The 21,238-nt window shown below is 61.0% G+C and carries 18 protein-coding genes; 6 read left to right on the forward strand and 12 right to left on the reverse strand.

The features are described from left to right. Positions 1-87: 87 nt before the first annotated feature. The 7 genes from PMI28_RS14340 to PMI28_RS14310 form a co-directional block, all read right to left on the reverse strand. On the reverse strand, positions 88-1,737 hold the full coding sequence (locus PMI28_RS14340; RefSeq protein ID WP_007987014.1) for a BatD family protein: 1,650 nt from the start codon (positions 1,735-1,737) through the stop codon (positions 88-90). Continuing rightward, entirely contained in the window at positions 1,734-3,473 is a 1,740-nt protein-coding gene (locus tag PMI28_RS14335) for a tetratricopeptide repeat protein (RefSeq protein WP_007987015.1), read from the reverse strand. Before PMI28_RS14335 ends, PMI28_RS14340 begins: the two co-directional genes overlap by 4 nt. Beyond that, a complete protein-coding gene (locus PMI28_RS14330) occupies positions 3,470-4,552 on the reverse strand; it encodes a vWA domain-containing protein (protein WP_007987016.1) in 1,083 nt (360 codons plus the stop codon). Before PMI28_RS14330 ends, PMI28_RS14335 begins: the two co-directional genes overlap by 4 nt. Then, on the reverse strand, positions 4,545-5,039 hold the full coding sequence (locus PMI28_RS14325; protein WP_007987017.1) for a DUF4381 domain-containing protein: 495 nt from the start codon (positions 5,037-5,039) through the stop codon (positions 4,545-4,547). Before PMI28_RS14325 ends, PMI28_RS14330 begins: the two co-directional genes overlap by 8 nt. After that, the gene (locus PMI28_RS14320; RefSeq protein WP_007987018.1) at positions 5,036-5,980 is read right to left on the reverse strand and encodes a DUF58 domain-containing protein; all 945 of its coding nucleotides are present in this window, start codon (positions 5,978-5,980) and stop codon (positions 5,036-5,038) included. The genes PMI28_RS14325 and PMI28_RS14320 overlap by 4 nt, the downstream gene beginning before the upstream one ends. 5 nt (positions 5,981-5,985) lie before the next feature. Continuing rightward, complete coding sequence (locus PMI28_RS14315; protein WP_007987019.1) at positions 5,986-6,945, reverse strand: AAA family ATPase; 960 nt, start codon at positions 6,943-6,945, stop codon at positions 5,986-5,988. Between the two features lie 286 nt (positions 6,946-7,231). Next, positions 7,232-7,585, reverse strand: a complete 354-nt coding sequence (locus PMI28_RS14310; protein ID WP_007987020.1) for a hypothetical protein — start codon at positions 7,583-7,585, stop codon at positions 7,232-7,234. A 503-nt stretch (positions 7,586-8,088) separates the two neighbouring features. Between PMI28_RS14310 and PMI28_RS14305 the strand changes: the two genes are divergently transcribed. Then, positions 8,089-12,984 carry an NAD-glutamate dehydrogenase gene (locus PMI28_RS14305; RefSeq protein WP_007987021.1) on the forward strand — a complete coding sequence of 1,632 codons (4,896 nt, stop codon included), beginning with the start codon at positions 8,089-8,091 and terminating at the stop codon, positions 12,982-12,984. A 161-nt stretch (positions 12,985-13,145) separates the two neighbouring features. Here the strand turns inward: PMI28_RS14305 and PMI28_RS14300 are convergent, their stop codons facing one another. The 4 genes from PMI28_RS14300 to pdxR all read right to left on the reverse strand — a co-directional run bounded on the left by PMI28_RS14300 (position 13,146) and on the right by pdxR (position 16,616). Beyond that, positions 13,146-13,856 carry a hypothetical protein gene (locus PMI28_RS14300; RefSeq protein ID WP_007987022.1) on the reverse strand — a complete coding sequence of 237 codons (711 nt, stop codon included), beginning with the start codon at positions 13,854-13,856 and terminating at the stop codon, positions 13,146-13,148. A gap of 229 nt (positions 13,857-14,085) precedes the next feature. After that, positions 14,086-14,496 (reverse strand): cupin domain-containing protein, encoded by a 411-nt coding sequence (locus PMI28_RS14295; RefSeq protein WP_007987023.1) that lies wholly within the window; start codon positions 14,494-14,496, stop codon positions 14,086-14,088. Between the two features lie 269 nt (positions 14,497-14,765). Then, positions 14,766-15,059: an antibiotic biosynthesis monooxygenase family protein gene (locus PMI28_RS14290; RefSeq protein WP_007987025.1), complete on the reverse strand. Its 294-nt coding sequence runs from the start codon at positions 15,057-15,059 to the stop codon at positions 14,766-14,768. A 123-nt stretch (positions 15,060-15,182) separates the two neighbouring features. After that, the gene (pdxR, locus tag PMI28_RS14285) at positions 15,183-16,616 is read right to left on the reverse strand and encodes a MocR-like pyridoxine biosynthesis transcription factor PdxR (RefSeq protein ID WP_007987026.1); all 1,434 of its coding nucleotides are present in this window, start codon (positions 16,614-16,616) and stop codon (positions 15,183-15,185) included. A 205-nt stretch (positions 16,617-16,821) separates the two neighbouring features. Here pdxR and PMI28_RS14280 point away from each other — a divergent pair, with 205 nt between their 5' ends. The 3 genes from PMI28_RS14280 (at position 16,822) to PMI28_RS14270 (ending at position 19,011) form a co-directional block, all read left to right on the forward strand. Further along, the gene (locus tag PMI28_RS14280; protein ID WP_007987028.1) at positions 16,822-17,262 is read left to right on the forward strand and encodes a carboxymuconolactone decarboxylase family protein; all 441 of its coding nucleotides are present in this window, start codon (positions 16,822-16,824) and stop codon (positions 17,260-17,262) included. A 73-nt stretch (positions 17,263-17,335) separates the two neighbouring features. After that, a complete protein-coding gene (locus tag PMI28_RS14275; protein ID WP_007987029.1) occupies positions 17,336-18,316 on the forward strand; it encodes a LysR family transcriptional regulator in 981 nt (326 codons plus the stop codon). Between the two features lie 173 nt (positions 18,317-18,489). Continuing rightward, positions 18,490-19,011: a GNAT family N-acetyltransferase gene (locus tag PMI28_RS14270; protein WP_007987031.1), complete on the forward strand. Its 522-nt coding sequence runs from the start codon at positions 18,490-18,492 to the stop codon at positions 19,009-19,011. A gap of 1 nt (position 19,012) precedes the next feature. Here PMI28_RS14270 and PMI28_RS14265 read toward each other — a convergent pair whose 3' ends face one another. Beyond that, positions 19,013-19,705 (reverse strand): aspartate/glutamate racemase family protein, encoded by a 693-nt coding sequence (locus PMI28_RS14265; RefSeq protein ID WP_007987033.1) that lies wholly within the window; start codon positions 19,703-19,705, stop codon positions 19,013-19,015. Positions 19,706-19,781: 76 nt separating this feature from the next. Here PMI28_RS14265 and PMI28_RS14260 point away from each other — a divergent pair, with 76 nt between their 5' ends. Then, complete coding sequence (locus PMI28_RS14260; protein ID WP_007987035.1) at positions 19,782-20,558, forward strand: helix-turn-helix domain-containing protein; 777 nt, start codon at positions 19,782-19,784, stop codon at positions 20,556-20,558. Between the two features lie 70 nt (positions 20,559-20,628). Next, positions 20,629-21,123 (forward strand): hypothetical protein, encoded by a 495-nt coding sequence (locus PMI28_RS14255; RefSeq protein ID WP_007987037.1) that lies wholly within the window; start codon positions 20,629-20,631, stop codon positions 21,121-21,123. The last annotated feature ends 115 nt before the right edge of the window (positions 21,124-21,238 follow it).

Genomic DNA, 21,238 nt, shown 5'->3' on the forward strand with positions numbered 1-21,238 from the left:
AGTTGCCGGGATTTACGGCCGCTTCGCGACCGAGCGGGAGCAAGCTCCCTCGCCACAGGCAAGTGTCCTCGCCACAATGATCGGAGTTTACTTCGGATAAAGCGGCGGCAACCCACTGTCACCAACCGGGTCCTGGGCCCGTTCGGCCATCGGGATCGCCTTGATCGCCCGCCACAATTCGTCACCTTGCCAGTACTGGCCGGTTTCGCTGTAGAGCGCGCCGTTCAGGCCGTCGAGGGCGTCGGACAGTGGTACGAAACGGGCGGCCATGTCGGCCAGGGTTTCCGGTTGTTGCCGGGCCCAGGCGTCGAGGGCCTGGCGGGTGGCGTGGGAGTCGTTGGCCTGGCAGGCGCGCTTGAGGTCGTCGAGCACGGTGCGCGGGCTCGGGCCGGTTTGAGCGGCACGCGTCACCGCCGGTTGCCAGCGGCCACGCCACCAGAGGCCGAAGCCGAGCAGGGTGGTGCAGGCCAGAATCAGGGTGCTGAGCTTCCAGCGCCAGAGTGCTCCGTTGTCGACACCGGCATCGACCGCTGAGGCGCCGGCCTGGGTGTCGATCACCAGGCTCGGGTTGGCCGCCACGTGCAGCGTGCGCGCCGGCAGGCTGCTGTGTTCCAGATGGTCTTCGAAGGTGTTCCACCAGACCACGTCGACGGTGGGCAACTCGATGACGCCGGTGCGTGTCGGTACCAATGCTTCCCGGTCTTCACGACTGCCGACCAGGCCGCGTTCGCTGTTCTGGTTGCTGAGCACCGGTTGATCCGGGTAGCGGCGCAGGCCGCCGACATCGGTGCCGGGCAGCGGCGGCAGTTGGGTGCTGGACAAGCCTTCGGCCGTCACTGTCAGGCTGCGGGTCAGCGAATCGCCGACCTGTGTGTGATCCGGCTCCGGGTTCCAGCTTTCGCTCAGGTTCAGGCTGCGGGCAGGCAACCAGGGCGCGTCGGCGGGATAGGTGATGGGTTTGGCCTTGACCGTCAATAACAGTTCGGTCGAGGTGACGGGCATCTGCTTGCCGGATTTCGGCACTTGGGTCGCGTCCTGTGCCGGCTGCGCATCGACCAGTGCGGCGTTGAATACCTGTGCCGGAATGATCAGTTCGCCACTGTGTTGCGGGTAGATCGCATAGCGCATTTCGATCACGCCGTGGCGCTGGCCATCGATGTCTTTTTCGTAGGTGCGTGAGTCGCCCAATTGTTCAATGCGCGCATCAGGTATCTGCAAGGGCGGCAGGCTGCTGTCGTCGTACAGCGACACCGAATGGTAGATGCGCAGGGTCAGGATCGCCTGGGCCTGTACGTACACGCTGGTTTGATCGAGGCTGGCATCGATGAACACCGGGGCCCGTTTGTTCGGGTTGTCCGGCGTATCGCTTTCGACTACTTGCAGGGTGATCGGCTGGCTCTGCAGTTCGCCCAGTTGCAGTGACGGAATTACCACACTGCCGTTTTGCCGGGGCAGGAGGGTGACGATCCAGCGGGTGGTGGCCCGGTTTTCGCCGCTGAGGGTGTTCAACTGGTTGACCTGGCGTGTGCCGCGCACTTCGAACAGCGGCTCCAGCGGCGCCAGGTCGGGTTTGCCGAACTGCGTTACATCGGTGGATTCCAGGGTCAGCTCGACCGTCTCGCCCGAGCTCAGGCGACTGCGATCAACACTGGCGACTAGCTCTGCTGCCTGTGCCTGAAAAGTGCAGAACAACAGGCCATGCAGCAGCGCGAGCAATAAAACGGTGAAGCGGGTCATCGAGTTTCTTCCTGATCCTGATGTTGTTGCTGTTCGTACCAGAATTTGCGCCTGAGCAGTTCACCGGGGTCATCCGGGATCTGCCGCAGCCACTGTTCCAGTGCCTGGCGCTGTTCACCTTCGATGCTGTCGGTGGCCGGGCGCAAGGGCGGCGTGGTGTGTTGTTCGTCACCCAACTCGCTGCCTGGCACTTCGTTGGTTCCGGGTTTGGGCGGCGACGTTGGCGATTGCTCGGTGTCGGCGCTGGTGTGCGGTTCTTGCGCTTGCGGCTCGCCACTGTCCGAAGGCTGTAACGTGGCGCCGGGCGGCGTCTGTTGTTCCTTGGGCTGGAGTTCGTCACTCGCGGATTTGTCCGGTTGCACAGCGGTCGAGCTGTTTTTCTGCTTGAGCAACTCTTCCACCAGCGCCTTGTTGGTCAGCGCCGGCCGCAAATCCGGTTGACGTTCCAGTGCCTGTTCGTAAGCGTCCAGGGCTGCCTCCAGCTCACCGCTTTTGGCCAGGGCATTGCCTCGATTGTAGTGGGCGTGGGCACTGTTGCCTTCAGCGAAACGCTCGGCGGCGCCCGCGTAGTCACCGGCTTCATAAAGCGCCACGCCTTGCCACTGATGGTCGTCGAAACGCCTGGCGGCTTCGGCCGGGCGCTTCTGTTTGAGTAAATGCGCGCCTTGTTGATCAGGACGCAGCCACACGTCTGCAATATCGAAGGCGTAGCTCGGTTGAGGCAGTGTGAATAGCAGCGGCAGGCAGAGCAGCCAACCGCGACGTCCTGCGCAGGCCGCGAGCAACAACAGCGGGAGCAACAGCCAATAGCCTTGATCGGCCCAGGTGTCCAGAAGCAAAGTCTGACCGTCGTCACGCAAGTTGCGTGGACCGTCGAGCAGGCCAAGGGCGTGCAGGTCGCTATCGTCCAGGCGCGCTTGGCGATAGCGTCCATCCAGGTCGTTGGCAAAGCTTTTCAAGCCAGGCTCGTCGAGGCGCGGTACGAGAATGGCGCCTTGTTCATCCTTGAGGAAACTACCGTCCTCCTGGGTGATGGGCGAGCCTTCGGCGGTGCCGATGCCGAGCATCAGGAACCGGGTCGATTTGCCGTCCAGCGCGTGACGGATGCCCAGCCGCTCTTGTTCGGTCAGGGACGAACCAATCAGCAGAATCCGGCCATCGCCCAGAGCTGCCTGTTCTAGCAGCGTCAGGGCCTTGAGCACCGCCAGATCGGCACGATGCCCGGCCTCTGGCATCAACGACGGTTTTAGTGCATCCAACAGGTTGCGGCTGGTGGAAAGGTCATCCGACAGCGGTACCAGCGTGTGGGCACTGCCGGCGTAGACGACAATGGCGGTTTGCGCGTCGCTGCGAATCTGCAGCAGATCAAGCAACTTGCGTCGTGCCTGTTCGAGTCGGTTGGGCATGACGTCGGTGGCGAGCATTTCCGGGGTCAGCTCGAGAATCACCACCAGCGGGTCGGCGGGCTTTTGACTGGACTGTTCGACACGCTGCCAGCCCGGCCCCAGCAGGGCGAGCACGGTCAACAGCCACGCGAGACCGAGGGCGATCCAGGGCAATTTACTGTTACGTCCACTGCCACCGCTGAGCAGTGCTGCGTGAAAGGCCGGAGGCAGAATCATTTGCCAGCGCCCGGCGCGTTGCTCGCGGTGCCAGAGTTGCCAGAGCAACCAGCCAAGCACCGGCAGCAACAGTAGCCACCAGGGGCGGAACCAGTAAGGCCACAACACACTCATCGACGCCTCCGCAGACGCAGGCGTTTGAGACGCTGGCGCCAGTCAGGCAGCAGTTGGGTTTGCAAAAACAGATCCTTGGTAAACAGGCGATGCAGTGGGTTGTCCGGCCAGAGTACGGGGGCCACCAGCAGTATGCTCAACCACAGCGCCAGGGCCAGTGGCCAGTGATACAAGGCTTGAGCCGGGCGGGCCTGGGTGGGTTGCTGGGCCACGGGTTCCAATTGGTCAAGGGTGTCTTTGATTGCCTGCAGTTCCTTGCCGTCGCGAGCACGGAAGTACTGGCCACCAGTGACCTCGGCGATTGCCTTGAGAGAAGGTTCGTCAAGGTCCAGGCTCGGATTGACGCCGAGAAAGCCGACCGTGCCACTTTGCTCCGGATCGGCACCGATACCGATCGGGTAGATTTTCACGCCTTCTTTGGCCGCCAGCCGCGCAGCGGTGAGTGGGCCGATTTCACCCGCATTGTTGGCGCCATCGGTCACCAGTATCAGCACACGGCTGGTTGCCGGCCGTAAGCGCAGGCGTTTGAGGGCCAAACCGATAGCATCGCCGATGGCGGTATTTTTGCCGGCAATGCCGATGCGCGCTTCGTCGAGCCAGACGCGTACGGTGTGCCGGTCGAATGTCAGCGGCGCCTGCAGATAGGCCCGGCTGCCAAACAGGATCAGGCCGACACGGTCACCTTCGCGGAGTTCGAGGAAATCGCCGAGCAGATGCTGGACCAACGACAGCCGGCTGACCTCTTCGTCCTGCCATTGCATGTCAGGGAAATCCATGGAGCCGGAAACGTCCACCGCCACCAGCAGATCGCGGCCGCTGGCGGCAATCGGCAAGGGTTCGCCGAGCCACTGCGGGCGCGCCGCCGCGATCAGCAGCAACAGCCATAGCAGCATGAACGGTGCCTGCTGGCGCCATGCTGGCAGGTTGGCCCGGGCGCGACGCCCGGCGAGGCCTTCGAGATCGCTGAGAAAGCTGACCTTGAGTGCCGGTTCACCGCTGTCAGCCACCGGCAATACAATGCGCATCAGCCACGGCAGTGGCAAAAGGGCGAAAATCCACGGCCAGGCGAACTCAAACATGTTTGCGAATCCACGTTTCAACGGCTTGGGTCAGGCCGGCAATGGCCTTGTCGTCGAGTTTGCATTCGGGTTTGTACGCGCCTTCGACCAGCACCATCCAGCGGGTCAGGCCGGCCGCCGGGCAGCGGTTGTCGAGGAACGCCAGCCATTTGCGGCCGTTGAGGGTGTGGCTCTGGCTGTAGGGGTAATGGTTGCGGCACAGGCGTTTGAGCAAACCGTTGAGTTGCTGCAGCCAGGCACCGGCTGGCGCACCGTCGTAGGGTTTGGGCATCAGTGCCAGCTCCGCCAGGGCGGCAAGGCGCACCGGGTCAAGCGGCTGCTCGGCTCGTACCACGGGGCGCTTGGCCGGAATAAAGCGACGCAGCTTCCACAGGCCCAGGCCGAGCAGTGGCACCACTAGAAGCAGCAACCACCAACCCGGTGCCGGAGGCCAGAACTCCACCGGTGGCGGGGAAATCAGCGGTTGCAGTTGATCAAGGCTGCTCATCGACCTTTCCCCGGTTTCTGTGGGTTCAGGTATTCGCGCAGTTGCTCGACCATCTCGCTCTGAGTGCTCAAAGGCATCATCAGCACCCGTAGTTTCTGTGCGAGCAGTTCCCAGCGAGCGATGCGCAATTCGGCCTGGGCCCGGTAGGTCTGGCGCAGGTCGAAATTCAGCGTGTCGAGCTCCAGTTGCGCACCGCGTTCGGCGAAACGTAAAAGGCCGGCGGCGGGCAGGGCATGATCCAGCGGATCGGACACCGGCAGCAGCAACAGGTCGCAATGGCGCGATAACAGGCTCAGCTGTTGCTCGGCGCTTTCCGACAGCGCGCGTTCATCACAAATCACGATCACCAGGCTGCCCGGACGAGACACTTCCCGCGCGCGGCGCAAGGCAATGCCGAAGGCGTCGCGGTCCGGCTCGCCTTCGGTGCTCAGCGACTGGTTGACCCGCACCAGTCGGTTGAGCAATTGCAACAGGCTTTGCTTGCTGCGCCGGGGCTTGATTTCGTAATGCACATTATCGCCATACACCAGGCCGCCAACCCGGTCATTGTGACCCAGGGCTGCCCAACCGATCAGGCTCGCGGCCTGGGCGGCGAGCACCGACTTGAACATCAGGCCCGAGCCGAAAAACAGCCGGCGGCTTTGTTCGACCATAATGAAAATCGGCCGCTCACGTTCTTCGTGGAACAGCTTGGTGTGGGGTTCCTGGGTACGCGCGGTCACGCGCCAGTCAATGGTGCGCACATCGTCGCCGGCCTGATAGACCCGCACCTGATCGAAATCCACGCCCCGTCCGCGCAGTTTGGAATGGTGCAGGCCGATCAGCGGGCTGCGCTGGCTCGGTGTGGAAAACAGCTGCACTTCGCGCACGCGGTGGCGCATCTCGATCAGGTCGGCGAGGCTGACACGAATGCCCGGCTCGGGCGGCTGGCTGGCGTTCATCGGGGTCAAGCGACGGCTACGACGTCGAGAATCCGCTGGACCACCCGGTCCTGATCGATGCCAGCGGCTTCGGCTTCAAAGGAAAGGATGATGCGATGGCGCAACACGTCGAACAGTACGGCCTGGATGTCTTCCGGGCTGACGAAGTCGCGCCCGGCAAGCCAGGCGTGGGCACGGGCGCAGCGGTCCAGGGCAATCGAACCACGAGGGCTGGCGCCGTAGGCGATCCACTCGGCCATCTCCGGATCGAATTTGGCCGGAGTGCGGGTGGCCATGACCAGTTGCACCAGGTATTCCTCCACGGCGTCGGCCATGTACAAGCCGAGGATTTCCTTGCGTGCGACAAAAATCGTCTGTTGCGTCACCCGCCGCTCAGGCTTCGCTTCGCCGTTCAGGGCCTCTCCACGGGCTTGCTGCAGAATCCGGCGCTCAACAGCGGCATCGGGGAAACCGATTTTCACGTGCATCAGGAAGCGGTCAAGTTGGGCTTCTGGCAGCGGATAGGTACCTTCCTGCTCGATGGGGTTTTGCGTGGCCATCACTAGGAACAGCGGCGACAGCTCATAGGTGCTGCGCCCGACACTGACTTGTCGCTCGCCCATGGCTTCGAGCAAGGCCGACTGAACCTTGGCCGGGGCGCGGTTGATTTCGTCCGCCAATACCAGGTTGTGGAAGATCGGACCTTGCTGGAACACGAAACTGCCGGTTTCCGGGCGGTAGATTTCCGTACCGGTAATGTCGGCCGGCAACAGGTCGGGGGTGAACTGGATACGGTGGAACTGAGCCTCGATGCCTTCGGCAAGTTCTTTGATGGCCTTGGTCTTGGCCAGGCCAGGGGCGCCTTCGACCAGCATGTGGCCATCGGCGAGCAGGGCGATGAGCAAGCGCTCGATGAGTTTTTCCTGGCCGAGAATCTGCGTTGAAAGAAAGGTTCGCAGCGCGAGCAGCGCTTCACGATGTTCCATCGATGACTGTTCCTGCAAAAGGGTGGCCTAGGACGTTCGAAAATGCGCCAGGGCTGGGGGCGTTACTTTAATCCATCGCGGGGGGCGGCGACTAACGGCATTTTGTGCAAAGTGCAGGAAATGGTTGGCAATCGTTGTAGGAACTTTCTACAGGTTACAGGCTGGCGGTGTTCTTTCGGGCCTCTTCGCGAGCAAGCCCGCTCCCACATTTGATCGCATTCTTACTGGAAGAACGCGGTCGACTGTGGGAGCGGGCTTGCTCGCGAAGGCGCCCGCTCAGACACCATCAAATTTGGCTGATATAGGTGCCAGTACCCTTGAGAATGTTCTGCAAGGTTTCTTCCACTTCGGCCAGATCGGTCATATCGGCATCAAAGGTGATTTCCAGCACATCATCGCCATTGAGCGCATCGGCATCTGCCGCCGCAATTTCGATCTTCAGGAGCGTAGGGCTGAGGGTGACTTTCACGCCGTCGAGGGTCGAGGGTTCGCCGTCAAGGGTGATTTCCAGCTCGTCTTCATCGGGATAGCGGCTCATCAGGAACATTTCGCCCTGGTCGCTGTGGCAGCAGAGCATGGCCATGTTGTCTTCTTCGTCGTCGCAAGGGTTGACGATCAAGAGGGCGGTTTTCATTTTCATGGGAAATTCCTGGCTCGACGAGCGTGGTAAACGCAACAAAGGGCGATTCTGCCAGCCCGCGCACATTTCTGCTCGTCCGAGTGTCAATGAGCGGGTTGTGGACGGACAGGGTGTTACTGGTCATTTCTGGTACGCATGTCCCGTAAAACCGGACGGAAAACCGTCATTTTTCTGTGCGAATGCTAGTGTTGTTCGATGCGTATGCCTTGAGCTGCGTACCGTTGACCGAATATGTCGCAGCATCGCAAGCACGGGCCTTGCCGCTCTCGTTAAGCTGCGCAACGGATGAGCACCCGTAAAGACATTGCGCTGCACGCAGCCAGTCGTTTTTGCAGATGCCCATTCACGGAAGGTGAATGTGACCTGAGTGTCTCGTCCAGCTTCACCCACCTGTCACCCTGTTTCCTCTGCCCGAGAATCAGGAACAGGATGACGGGTAGCCCCGAAAAGGGGTTTTGCACGCGACGCTTCCATCAATAACAAGCCCAAGCGGAGTACCACAGATGGCGTTCTTCACCGCAGCCAGCAAAGCCGACTTCCAGCACCAACTGCAAGCGGCACTGGCGCAGCACATCAGTGAACAGGCACTGCCACAAGTGGCGCTGTTCTCTGAACAATTCTTCGGCATCATTTCCCTTGACGAGCTGACCCAGCGTCGGTTGTCCGACCTCGCTGGCTGCACCCTTTCTGCGTGGCGCCTGCTTGAGCGCTTCGATCACGCGCAACCGCAAGTGCGCGTCTTCAACCCCGATTACGAACGCCACGGCTGGCAATCGACCCACACCGCGGTCGAAGTGCTGCACCACGACCTGCCATTCCTGGTGGACTCGGTGCGTACCGAGCTGAACCGCCGCGGCTACAGCATCCATACCCTGCAAACCACCGTGCTGAGCGCGCGTCGTGGCAGCAAGGGCGAGCTGTTGGAAATCCTGCCGAAAGGCACCCAGGGCGACGACATTCAGCAAGAGTCGCTGATGTACCTGGAAATCGACCGCTGCGCCAACACCGCCGAGCTCAATGTCCTGAGCAAAGAGCTGGAGCAGGTGCTTGGTGAAGTTCGTGTTGCCGTCGGCGATTTCGAGCCGATGAAGGCCAAGGTCCAGGACATCCTGACCAAGCTGGACAACAGCCAGTTCGCCGTCGACGCCGACGAGAAGAACGAAATCAAGAGTTTCCTGGAATGGCTGGTGGGCAACCACTTCACCTTCCTCGGCTACGAAGAGTTCGTGGTCAGCGATGAGGCCGATGGCGGTCATATCGTCTACGACAAGGACTCCTTCCTCGGCCTGACCAAGCTGCTGCGTGCCGGCCTGACCTACGATGACCTGCGCATCGAAGACTACGCCGTGAACTACCTGCGCGAACCGACCCTGCTGTCGTTCGCCAAGGCTTCGCACCCAAGCCGTGTCCACCGTCCGGCTTACCCGGATTTCGTGTCGATCCGTGAAGTTGACGCCAACGGCAAGGTCATCAAGGAATGCCGTTTCATGGGCCTGTACACCTCGTCGGTGTATGGCGAGAGCGTGCGGGTGATCCCGTACATCCGCCGCAAGGTCGAGGAAATCGAACGCCGTTCCGGCTTCCAGGCCAAGGCTCACCTGGGCAAGGAACTGGCGCAAGTGCTCGAAGTGCTGCCACGCGACGATCTGTTCCAGACGCCAGTGGACGAGTTGTTCAGCACCGTGATGTCGATCGTGCAGATCCAGGAACGCAACAAGATTCGCGTGTTCCTGCGCAAAGACCCGTATGGCCGTTTCTGCTACTGCCTGGCCTACGTGCCGCGTGACATCTACTCCACCGAAGTGCGCCAGAAGATCCAGCAAGTGCTGATGGATCGCCTGAAAGCGACCGACTGCGAGTTCTGGACCTTCTTCTCCGAGTCCGTGCTGGCCCGCGTGCAGCTGATCCTGCGCGTCGACCCGAAAAACCGCCTCGACATCGACCCGCTGCTGCTGGAAAAAGAAGTGGTGCAGGCCTGCCGCAGCTGGCAGGACGACTACGCCGCACTGACCGTCGAGAGCTTCGGTGAAGCCCAGGGCACCAACGTGCTGGCCGATTTCCCGAAAGGCTTCCCGGCCGGTTACCGCGAGCGTTTCGCCGCGCATTCCGCTGTGGTCGACATGCAGCATCTGTTGAGCCTGAGCGACAAAAACCCGCTGGTGATGAGCTTCTATCAGCCGCTGGGCCAGCTCGCCGGTCAGCGCCAGCTGCATTGCAAGCTGTACCACGCCGATACTCCGCTGGCACTGTCCGACGTCCTGCCGATCCTGGAAAACCTCGGTCTGCGCGTGCTGGGCGAGTTCCCGTATCACCTGCGTCACAGCAATGGTCGCGAATTCTGGATTCACGACTTCGCGTTCACTGCCGCCGAAGGCCTGGAACTCGATATCCAGCAGCTTAACGACACGCTGCAGGACGCATTTGTCCACATCGTGCGTGGCGAAGCCGAGAACGACGCGTTCAACCGCCTCGTACTGACCGCGGGCCTGCCATGGCGCGACGTGGCGCTGCTGCGCGCCTACGCCCGCTACATGAAGCAGATTCGTCTGGGCTTCGATCTGGGCTATATCGCCAGCACCCTGAACAACCACACCGACATCGCTCGCGAGTTGACCCGGTTGTTCAAGACCCGTTTCTACCTGGCGCGCAAGCTGACCGGCGACGATCTGGGAGACATGCAGCAACGCCTGGAACACGCGATTCTCAGCGCCCTGGACGACGTCCAGGTACTGAACGAAGACCGCATCCTGCGTCGCTACCTGGACCTGATCAAGGCCACCCTGCGGACCAACTTCTACCAGACCGATGCCAACGGCCATAACAAGTCGTACTTCAGCTTCAAGTTCAACCCGCACTTGATTCCCGAGCTGCCGAAGCCTGTACCGAAGTTCGAAATCTTCGTTTACTCGCCACGCGTCGAAGGCGTGCACCTGCGCTTCGGCAACGTTGCTCGTGGCGGTCTGCGCTGGTCCGACCGTGAAGAAGACTTCCGTACCGAAGTCCTGGGTCTGGTAAAAGCCCAGCAAGTGAAGAACTCGGTGATCGTGCCGGTGGGTGCGAAGGGCGGCTTCCTGCCGCGTCGCCTGCCACTGGGCGGCAGCCGTGACGAGATCGCGGCCGAGGGCATCGCTTGCTACCGCATCTTCATTTCCGGCCTGCTGGACATCACCGACAACCTGAAAGACGGTGCACTGGTACCGCCGGCCAATGTCGTGCGTCATGACAACGACGACCCGTACCTGGTCGTGGCGGCGGACAAGGGCACTGCGACCTTCTCCGACATCGCCAACGGCATTGCCATCGACTACGGCTTCTGGCTGGGTGACGCGTTTGCGTCCGGTGGTTCGGCCGGTTACGACCACAAGAAAATGGGCATCACCGCCAAGGGCGCGTGGGTTGGCGTACAGCGCCACTTCCGCGAGCGCGGCATCAATGTCCAGGAAGACAGCATCACCGTTGTGGGCGTCGGCGACATGGCCGGTGACGTGTTCGGTAACGGCCTGTTGATGTCTGACAAGCTGCAACTGGTCGCAGCCTTCAACCACCTGCACATCTTCATCGATCCGAACCCTGAGCCGGCGTCGAGCTTCGCCGAGCGTCAGCGCCTGTTCGACCTGCCGCGTTCGGCCTGGTCGGACTACGACACCAGCATCATGTCCGAAGGTGGCGGTATCTTCTCGCGCAGCGCGAAGAGCATCGCGATTTCCCCGCAGATGCAAGAGCGCTTCGACATCGAGGCCGACAAGCTGACCCCGACCGAACTGCTGAATGCCTTGCTCAAGGCGCCAGTGGATCTGTTGTGGAACGGCGGTATCGGTACCTACGTCAAAGCCAGCAGCGAAAGCCACGCCGATGTCGGCGACAAGGCCAACGATGCACTGCGCGTGAACGGCAACGAACTGCGCTGCAAAGTGGTGGGCGAGGGCGGTAACCTCGGCATGACCCAGCTGGGTCGCGTCGAGTTCGGCCTCAATGGCGGCGGCTCCAACACCGACTTCATCGACAACGCCGGTGGCGTGGACTGCTCCGACCACGAAGTGAACATCAAGATCCTGCTGAACGAAGTGGTTCAGGCCGGCGACATGACCGACAAGCAACGTAACCAGTTGCTGGCGAGTATGACCGACGAAGTCGGTGGTCTGGTGCTGGGCAACAACTATAAGCAGACTCAGGCCCTGTCCCTGGCAGCCCGTCGCGCCTTGCCGCGGATTGCCGAATACAAGCGCCTGATGAACGATCTGGAAGGCCGCGGCAAGCTGGATCGCGCCATCGAGTTCCTGCCGGCCGAAGACGCCATCAACGAGCGTATCGCGGCAGGCCATGGCCTGACCCGTGCCGAGCTGTCGGTGCTGATCTCCTACAGCAAGATCGACCTCAAGGAGCAGTTGCTGGGCTCCCTGGTGCCGGACGACGACTACCTGACCCGCGACATGGAAACCGCTTTCCCGCCAACGCTGGTGAGCAAGTTCTCTGCGGCCATGCGCCGTCACCGTCTGAAGCGTGAAATCGTCAGCACCCAGATCGCCAACGATCTGGTGAACCACATGGGCATCACCTTCGTTCAACGACTCAAAGAGTCGACCGGCATGAGCCCGGCGAACGTGGCCGGCGCCTACGTGATCGTGCGTGACATTTTCCATCTCCCGCACTGGTTCCGTCAGATCGAAAACCTCGATTACCAGGTTTCCGCCGACGTGCAACTGGAGCTGATGGACGAGCTGATGCGCCTGGGCCGTCGCGCCACGCGCTGGTTCCTGCGTGCCCGTCGCAACGAGCAGAACGCTGCCCGTGACGTCGCGCACTTCGGTCCGCATCTGAAGGAGTTGGGCCTCAAGCTCGACGAACTGCTCAGTGGCGAGATCCGCGAGAACTGGCAGGCTCGCTATCAGGCGTACGTCGCAGCCGGTGTACCGGAGTTGCTGGCGCGCATGGTGGCTGGCACTTCGCACCTGTACACCCTGCTGCCGATCATCGAGGCTTCCGACGTGACCGGCCAGGACCCTGCGGACGTGGCCAAGGCCTACTTCGCCGTGGGCAGCGCACTGGACATCACCTGGTACCTGCAACAGATCAGCGCTCTGCCGGTTGAAAACAACTGGCAGGCCCTGGCCCGTGAAGCGTTCCGCGATGACGTCGACTGGCAGCAACGTGCGATCACCATCTCGGTCCTGCAACAGGGCGACGGTACCCAGGACGTGGAAACACGGCTCTCCCTGTGGATGGCGCAGAACGACAGCATGATCGAGCGCTGGCGCGTCATGCTGGTGGAAATCCGTGCCGCCAGCGGCACGGACTACGCCATGTACGCGGTGGCCAACCGCGAGCTGCTGGACCTGGCATTGAGCGGTCAAGCGGTAGCGCCTGCCGCTGCCAGCCTCGAGCTGGAACCGGCTGCCTGATCAGGCGTTGAATGAAAAAGCCCCGCATTGAGAGATGCGGGGCTTTTTTTTGCTTGAGGTTCAGGGGAGTTTGTACTGGCCTCTTCGCGAGCAGGCTCGCTCCTACAGGTAGCATGCGGTCAACTGTAGGAGCGAGCCTGCTCGCGATAGGGTCTTCAGTTTCAATACAACTTCTGGCTTTGTTTAGAATCAAGCATCGATACATTACTTGTCGGGCTGGTCAGTAAATTACTGAGCGACTGGTCAAACCTTTGCAGCGCCCGGACTTGCACGCTCTGTTGTTCGTTAATGTCCGCAACTATCTCTTCACTACGTTTATAGTCCGCCCAGACTGGACTAAGCGCTTTAGCATCGTGACCTTTTGCAGTACCGATGTAATTGAAATTTTTATCATAGAAATCCGCACTGACATCCGCCTGTATATCCGAACTGCGCGACGTTATCAGTTGACTGCGGGTGTCGACCACCGCCATCACATCCGGTTTTGCCGCCCTGAGGCTCTGCATGTCCGGATACACCGTAACCGAGCCGAATTGCCGCTGCAGGGAGGCCTTGACCCAATCCACGGCCAGGTCTGGCCTGGAAGTGGCTACGTAGGCGTCATGAATCGGCTGCACCAGCAGACTCTGACCGAAACCCGTGCCGGCGTTGGCCTGGTAGTCCCGAAGGTAGGCGCGGTTGGTCTGAGTATTCTGGCTGTAGACGATGCCCAGCGAGACATGGCTGCCGTTGGTAATACGGGTGGCACCGCTGCGGCCTACCGGTTCGGAAAAGATACCGTTCAGTGAAGAAACCGCTGTCGGCGCGGTGGGGATCGAGCAACCGGTTAAAACAACGGCCATGGTCAACGTACTGGCAAGCACAAGTTTCATGGTGTTTCTCCAGTGAATCAACTTCAGTCGAAAGTTAAAGTTGCCGGTGTTGTACCGGCGGTGACTCAAGACTAAACCCTGGATGATTTATTTAAATAGCCAATATCCACCCTTGTCCGGCGACCAATAGTTTTGTTTGGTTTAAAAGCTTTCGGTTAATTGCGTGAGGAAATTAAAAGGCCCGAATTCGCGATTCGAGCCTTTTTATTTATAGCTGTACGTTCAGCCATCAGTGTTCCAGTGGGATCAACACTTTCTCGTCGGGGGCCAATACCATGAACACCAGCAACTTGGCCGGTTGGGTCGCGCTGGCGTTTTTCGACACCATGTGTTCCGACCCCGCCGGCTCATACCAGAACTCACCGGCCTTGTAGGTTTTCGCCGCCTCGCCTTTGACTTGGGAAATGATCTGTCCCGAAAGGACATAAGCCATGGCGGTACCTTCGTGCTTGTGGGCGATGGAGGACTGCCCGGGCTCGTAATCGACTTTGATCATCAGCGCTTTTTTACCGGGGACGTTTTTCAACATCTCGTCTTGCAGGATGGTGACCTTTTCCGAAGGGTCATGGGCAAAAGCCGATGTGCAGACCATCAGGGCCAGGGCAGCAAGGGGGGCAGCACAAAAGCGCAATACGTTCATGGTTGTTTACCTGCGGTGGGTTAGTTGTCGTAAACAACAGTAGTGCGCAAGCAGTACAGGTTAAACAGCCAATATTCGGGAAGGCGAGGGGACCAATTACAGACGATTTCGGGGAACGGAGAATGAATTGTGGCGAGGGAGCTTGCTCCCGCTCGTCTGCGCAGCAGACGCAAAACCGGTAAACGCGGTCTGCCTGACCCTTTGCGTGTACCGGTTTTGGGGCCGCTTCGCAGCCCGGCGGGAGCAAGCTCCCTCGCCACAGGTATTGGTTAAACGATCGGGAAGCTGTTGAAGTCCACGGCATTGGCCAGTTGGCTATCGATCAGGCTGATGAAGCCCTGGACTTCGGGGCAGTTGAAATGCGATCGCATGGCCGCTTCCGATTGCCAGTGGGCGCTGACGGTCCAGCGATTGGTGTCCTCGGGGCAGCGGTCGACCATATAGGATTCGCAGCCGGGCAATTCACGCAGGGTTTCGACAATCTTCTGCAATTGCCTGCCCAGTTCATCCGAGCGGCCGGCGGCGGCCTGTACCTGTACGGTATTGATCACTTCATAGGACATTGCTCACACTCCTGAATCAGGCCGGACGAATCCTGCTCATTGAGGGATAACGCCTATGCAGGATAGGCCTGCACCCCGGGACCGCCAATAGCCAATCGCCGGATAAAGATGCAGGCCAATCCGTCAGGCCACCTGTTGCAGGATGTCGCGCAAACGGTCCAGGGCGATGTCGATGTCGAGGGTTTCGATGGCGCCAAAACCGAACCAAAGCCCGGCCCTGGGCGCTTCCTGATAGAAAAAGCTGTCGATGGCATAGAGCCCGACTTCGACTTTTTTCGCCAGTTCGATCACTAATGGAATATCCAGCGGCACTTTGCACATCACCGCCATGTGGAAGCCGGCAGTGGTCGGCACGGCCTCCAGCCAGGGCGAGAGGTCGCCGGCCATGCGCGCCAGGATCCGCTCACGGCGGCCGGCATAGATCGTATGGCAGCGCCGAATGTGCTTGAGCAGGCAGCCTTCGGCGATGAACTTGGCCAGCGCCCATTGCGGCAGGGTCGAGGTGTGCAGGTCGGTGAGCTGCTTGGCGCGCACCACGGCCTCAAGGATCGCCGGTGGCAAAATCGCATAGCCCAGGCGCAGTTCGGGCAGCAGGGTTTTCGAAAAAGTCCCGACGTACGCGACGACCCCGCGTTCATCCATGCTTTGCAGGGAGTCGGTGGGACGGCCCTCGTAGCGGAACTCGCTGTCGTAGTCGTCTTCGATGATGATCGCGCCCAACTCGTGGGCCTTGGCCAGCAGTGCCACCCGGCGCGCCTGGCTCATCGGCATGCCCAGCGGGAACTGGTGCGAAGGGGTGACGTAGATCAGGCGCGTGCCGTGCGGGATTTTGTCCACCACGATGCCTTCGGCGTCCACTGGCACGCCAATCACCGTGGCGCCATGGGTGCCGAACAGCAGGCGCGCCGGCGGATAGCCGGGGTCCTCCATGGCGACCAGACTGCCCGGACTGATCAGCACCCGGGCGATCAGGTCCAGCGCTTGCTGCGCGCCGTTGCACACCACCACATCCTCATCCTGGCAGTTGACCCCGCGGGAGAACGCGATGTGCCGCGCAATGGCGTTGCGCAGGGCAGGCAGGCCCTCGGGCACGCTGTAGAAGCCCTTGGAACCGGCTATCTGGCGCAGTGCATGGGAGGTGCAGCGCCGCCAGTCATCCTGGGGAAACTGGCCCTTGCTGGTCGCACCACCGATGAAGTCGTAGCGCAGCGAGCCTTCCAGGGTCGGGTGACGCAGAAACACCGGCAGGTTGCGCCAGGATTCGATCACCTCGAAACCGGCGAGCTCGCAATGGCTCTGTTTACGCTGCACCTTTGAAGTGCGCGCGTTGACGTAGGTGCCTTTGCCGACCACTCCGGTGAGGAAGTTTTCGTAGGTCAGTTGGGCGTAGGTATCGGATATGGTCTTGCGCGAAATACCCAATTGTTCGGCCAGCAAACGACTGGGCGGCAGTTGCGTCCCGGCGGCCAGGCGACCGGACTCGATGGCGCTGCGCAGTTGGTTGTACAGCTGGCCGGCCAGGTCCTTGCGACCGTTGATGACAACATGTAGTTCCATACCGGCGAGGCTCCGGGGCGATTGAGGCGCGTGTGCGTCGCGCAAGATTACCCTTATCCGCCGGCGGTGCAGAAGTTGTGCAGTGGAAAAACCGTCAATTGGTCTGGTGGCGGTGGTCCACGGGGAAATCGCCGAATTGGATCTGTCATGCCCCCGCGCCAGCGGCTACCGTGAAGATCACCTCACGGCTGCACGAGATCGCTCCATGAACCCCCGTCTGGATTACTACAGCGCGTCCCCCAAAGCGATGAAAGCCATGATCGCCATGGAGGCCCTGACCAGCAGCCTGAGCATCGAACAGGGCCTGCTGCACCTGATCAAGATTCGTGCTTCGCAGCTCAATGGCTGTGCCTTTTGCACCGACATGCACTCGGTGGATGCCAGGCGCCTGGGCGAAAGCGATCGGCGCCTGTATTCCATCGTGGTCTGGCGTGACAGTAACTTCTTCAATCCGCGGGAAAGAGCCGCGCTGGCATGGACCGAGGCGGTCACCTTGCTCTCCGAAAGCCACGTGCCGGACGATGTCTACGCGCAAACCCGGGAGCAGTTCAGTGAAAGCGAATTGGTCGACTTGACCATCGCCGTCACCACCATCAACAGCTGGAATCGCCTGGCCGTGAGCTTTCGGCAAACACCCAGCGCCTGAGTCATTGTCACAGCAGGTTCATGAATGATCCGCAGGATGCAACTGTCATTGCAAGGTCGACAGGGAGTCCTCGATGTCAGTCATGGAAACCAGCGCCCACCAGGGGGCTGCCGAATATCGTATAGCCATCGATAAAAATGCGTCATGGCGCCAGTTGGCTGCGGGGCTCGACCCCGAACTGGCGCTGTATTTCACCGTCAGTGCCCGTTGCGGTTGCTTCATGCAGGCCGCCCGCAGTCTCAACATCAAGGCCACCCGCCTGCGAAGGCAATTGGTGCTGCTGGAAACGCAGCTGCAGTGTTCGCTGTTCAACCATTCAGACAATGGCTTCAGCCTCAGCCGCGATGGCTTGCGCTTGCACGCACAACTGATCGCCCTGGCCCATGAGCGCAATTTGCCGGTGATCGAGCAGCCGTTGATTCGGCTGGCCGTGGCGGACTCGATCCTGCGTGACGTTCTCGGTCGCGACCTGGTTGCACTGTTGCGGCGCAACGCCCGCGTGCGCCTGGATATCATTTCGCTCGACAGCGAATTGTCCCTGCAAGTGGCCAGCGCCGACGTGGTGGTGTGGCTGGGTAAAACCGCTTCGCCGTTACCGGGGCCAAGCTTTGCCACCACAGAACCCCAGCCTCTGGCGCAACTGGATTACCTGCCGCACATTGCCAAGCGCTACTCGCGGGTCGCTTCCAGGCCGGAACGCCTGGATGAGCTGGCCGATTTTCTCCTGGTGCAATGGCGACAGGACTGCCAGGTTGAAAGCTTCCAGCCATGGAATGCACTGGTGGATGAACGCCTGGCCGGGGTGGTGCATCTGCAATCCTACGAACTGATGCTGGAGATGATCCGTTGCAGCGCCTGCATCGGCCTGCTGCCGCACTACATAGGGCACTTAGATCGTGGGTTGATTGCCTTGCCGGGCCTGTTTGACCGGGCGATGCGACGTCAGGTGTGGATGGCGGTCAACGCCCGTTCCGAGGACGACGCGCAGGTACGGATGATCGTCGAGTTGATTGAAAACACCTTCAGCGAGCGTCGGGAGTGGTTCGAAAGGTGAGTGCGATCAAAATGTGGGAGCGGGCTTGCTCGCGAAGGCGCCATCACATTCAACGTTGAAGGTGTCTGGTCAACCGCCTTCGCGAGCAAGCCCGCTCCCACTTTGGTTCTCGCCACACAGGAAGGAAGCGTTATAGAGTGAACGGCCATGTCTGCTTCAAGGATGATTCACCCATGCCAGCCACTGATCCCGTCATCACCCTCGAACGCTTCAACGAATCCCACATCGAAGGCATTACGGCGCTGTACAACGACCCCGCAATCGCCCGTCAAACCCTGCAAATGCCGTTTCAGTCCACCGAACTCTGGCGCAGTCGCCTGGCGCTGGATAACGAACGCCTGGTGAAAGTGGTGGCCCTGCATCAAGGCACGGTCATCGGCAACATTGGTCTGGAGCAGTTCTCGCGCATTCGTCGCAGCCATGCCGGCAGTTTCGGCATGGGCGTTGCGGTCGAGTGGCAAGGCAAGGGCGTGGGCTCGAAGCTGCTCGCGACGGCGCTGGATATCGCCGATAACTGGATGAACCTGCAGCGCGTCGAGCTTTCGGTGTACGCCGACAACGAAGCGGCCATTGCGCTGTATCGCAAGTTCGGTTTCGAATCCGAAGGCCTGTTGCGTGATTACGCCGTACGCGACGGTGTGCTGGTGGACACCTTGAGCATGGCGCGCCTGCGTCGCACACCCAAGGCCGGTTGAGTCAGTCGCCCAAGGCGAACGCCACCGCAGCTTGCGCATGCAGCTCGGTGGTGTCGAGCAAGGGCAGGGCGCTGTGTTCGGGTTTGATCAGCAAACCAATTTCCGTGCAGCCAAGGATGATCGCCTGGGCGCCGCGCTGAGTCAGCGCCTTGATCACCTGCTGATATACCTGGCGTGAGGCTTCGCTGATCACGCCGACGCACAACTCGTCGTAGATGATCCGGTGCACGGCCTGGCGCTCCTCGGTCTCCGGCACCAGCACCGTCAAACCCCGGGCAGCGAGGCGTGCCTTGAGGAAGTCCTGTTCCATGGTAAACGCGGTGCCCAGCAAGCCCACCTTCAAGGCACCGGCCTCGACCGCGGCCTGAGCGGCCGGATCGGCGATGTGCAGGAAGGGAATGTCGATGGCGGCCTGAATCTGCCCGGCGACCTTGTGCATGGTGTTGGTGCACAACACCACGCAATCGGCGCCGCCCGCCTGCAAGCGCTGCGCTGCATCCACCAGGATCAACGCCGCATCGTCCCAGCGACCGGCATGCTGGGCCTGTTCGACAGGGCCGAAGTCGACGCTGTACATTAACAATTTCGCCGAACGCAACGGCCCGAGGCGGTCGCGAACCTGCTGGTTGATCAGGCGGTAATACTCGGCGCTGGACTCCCAGCTCATGCCGCCGATCAGGCCGATGGTGCGCATGCTGTGCTCCTGTTGTTGGTAACCCTTTTCGAGAGTGTCCCGTGGATCTTCGCTTCGATCTATCAGGAAATTTCACATGCCCACGGTACTGAGCCAGGATCTGCTGGGCGGTCGGCTCAATGTGCAGCTGTTGCCCCGGGCGGCGTACAGCGCCCGCGATCCTGCGCAATGGCAAACCCTCGGCGTGACCCTGGAGCGCCAGCAGGGCGTGCACGCGATCGATTCGGACCGGCGGGTCGATTTCGATACCTTGCCCGGCGTGCTGGCCTACACCCCGGTCGGCGTGGAGGTTTTTTCCGAGTCGACCAGCGGTGGCGAATATCTGCTGCTGCGCCTGGACGATCCACTGGCCAAGCAGAATTTACCGGCGGTCAATCACCGCGTGCAGTCGGCCGGTAACCGACAGGCGTTGATGTTGGGGCGGGAATTGCGGCGCCTGCTGCTGGCACCTCAAGCGGATGCGCTGGCGCTTGAACAATGTGCAATGGGGCTGGTGGGACTGGGCAACGGTACGGCGAATATGTCCCGGCGTGTCGCGCCGAAGGCGTTCACCCGCGTGCTGGAGCAGATCGCCGAACAGTTTGATGAGCCGCTGACACTGGAGCAATTGGCGGCGGTCTACGGGCAAAACGAACTGCGCTTGCTGCGCGACTTCACCCGGTACATTGGCCTCACGCCCCATGCTTACCTCGTGGAAGTGCGGCTACAGGCAGCGCGGCGGATGATCGAACGCACCGACCGACCCTTGGCCGACATCGCCCTGGACGTCGGCTTCGCCCACCAGTCCCACATGGGCAGCGCCTTCCGCAAACACCTGGGCATGACCCCCAGCCAGTACCGTTCGCGCTTTTAGTCGTACACCGGCAGCGCGCATCTGCCATGCTCGAAGTCCGCAGTACCGCTGCAACCAAAGGAACACCGCAATGGACGACGTACGGCAATTGGGCGAGATGCTTCGCCACTACGCAGAAAGCGAAGCGCACAAGAAACAAGTGTTTGAGGCGCAATCGGCCGAGTGGGCGACGCGCATTGGCGATTTGTTCGATCAGATCCAGCAATGGCTGGAACCAGTGCTGGCGCCAAATCTGCTGGAGGTGACACGCGAAGCCTATGTTGCGTTCGGGCCGAGCGTACCGGTCGAGACGTCGACGTTCAAGACCGAGAAACTGTCCATTGCGATTGCCGGCAAACCGGTGGAGTTCGTGCCGGATGTGATGGGCGCCGGTGGGCAGATTTCCCTGGCAGTGATGGGTTTTACCGCTGCGCGCTATGGCAGCGTTTCGCTGGTGTGCCTGCCGCCGTCTAACGCCTGGCAGTGGCGCAAGACCAATGGCTTGAAAGACCCGGATACCTTTGCGTTCGATGCGGATTTTCTGGCACAGCAGCTACAGGTTTTGATCCCCCGGGATCGTGTCTGACGGGTTCCAGTTGTGTGAACAGTAAATAACCCATGTGGGAGCGGGCTTGCTCGCGAAGGCGGATGGACATTCAACATCAATGTCGACTGGCAGGTCCCCTTCGCGAGCAAGCCCG

This window comes from Pseudomonas sp. GM48, from assembly GCF_000282335.1.
Classification (GTDB): Bacteria; Pseudomonadota; Gammaproteobacteria; order Pseudomonadales; family Pseudomonadaceae; genus Aquipseudomonas.

What these genes read in the sequence shown, in the direction of transcription:
- PMI28_RS14315 (WP_007987019.1), bottom strand. Translation starts at nt 6,945, where the DNA reads ATGGAACATCGTGAAGCGCTGCTCGCGCTGCGAACCTTTCTTTCAACG.
- PMI28_RS14305 (WP_007987021.1), top strand. Translation starts at nt 8,089, where the DNA reads ATGGCGTTCTTCACCGCAGCCAGCAAAGCCGACTTCCAGCACCAACTG.
- PMI28_RS14300 (WP_007987022.1), bottom strand. Translation starts at nt 13,856, where the DNA reads ATGAAACTTGTGCTTGCCAGTACGTTGACCATGGCCGTTGTTTTAACC.
- PMI28_RS14290 (WP_007987025.1), bottom strand. Translation starts at nt 15,059, where the DNA reads ATGTCCTATGAAGTGATCAATACCGTACAGGTACAGGCCGCCGCCGGC.
- PMI28_RS14295 (WP_007987023.1), bottom strand. Translation starts at nt 14,496, where the DNA reads ATGAACGTATTGCGCTTTTGTGCTGCCCCCCTTGCTGCCCTGGCCCTG.
- PMI28_RS14330 (WP_007987016.1), bottom strand. Translation starts at nt 4,552, where the DNA reads ATGTTTGAGTTCGCCTGGCCGTGGATTTTCGCCCTTTTGCCACTGCCG.
- PMI28_RS14265 (WP_007987033.1), bottom strand. Translation starts at nt 19,705, where the DNA reads ATGCGCACCATCGGCCTGATCGGCGGCATGAGCTGGGAGTCCAGCGCC.
- PMI28_RS14255 (WP_007987037.1), top strand. Translation starts at nt 20,629, where the DNA reads ATGGACGACGTACGGCAATTGGGCGAGATGCTTCGCCACTACGCAGAA.
- PMI28_RS14340 (WP_007987014.1), bottom strand. Translation starts at nt 1,737, where the DNA reads ATGACCCGCTTCACCGTTTTATTGCTCGCGCTGCTGCATGGCCTGTTG.
- pdxR (WP_007987026.1), bottom strand. Translation starts at nt 16,616, where the DNA reads ATGGAACTACATGTTGTCATCAACGGTCGCAAGGACCTGGCCGGCCAG.
- PMI28_RS14260 (WP_007987035.1), top strand. Translation starts at nt 19,782, where the DNA reads ATGCCCACGGTACTGAGCCAGGATCTGCTGGGCGGTCGGCTCAATGTG.
- PMI28_RS14270 (WP_007987031.1), top strand. Translation starts at nt 18,490, where the DNA reads ATGCCAGCCACTGATCCCGTCATCACCCTCGAACGCTTCAACGAATCC.
- PMI28_RS14275 (WP_007987029.1), top strand. Translation starts at nt 17,336, where the DNA reads ATGTCAGTCATGGAAACCAGCGCCCACCAGGGGGCTGCCGAATATCGT.
- PMI28_RS14310 (WP_007987020.1), bottom strand. Translation starts at nt 7,585, where the DNA reads ATGAAAATGAAAACCGCCCTCTTGATCGTCAACCCTTGCGACGACGAA.
- PMI28_RS14325 (WP_007987017.1), bottom strand. Translation starts at nt 5,039, where the DNA reads ATGAGCAGCCTTGATCAACTGCAACCGCTGATTTCCCCGCCACCGGTG.
- PMI28_RS14320 (WP_007987018.1), bottom strand. Translation starts at nt 5,980, where the DNA reads ATGAACGCCAGCCAGCCGCCCGAGCCGGGCATTCGTGTCAGCCTCGCC.
- PMI28_RS14335 (WP_007987015.1), bottom strand. Translation starts at nt 3,473, where the DNA reads ATGAGTGTGTTGTGGCCTTACTGGTTCCGCCCCTGGTGGCTACTGTTG.
- PMI28_RS14280 (WP_007987028.1), top strand. Translation starts at nt 16,822, where the DNA reads ATGAACCCCCGTCTGGATTACTACAGCGCGTCCCCCAAAGCGATGAAA.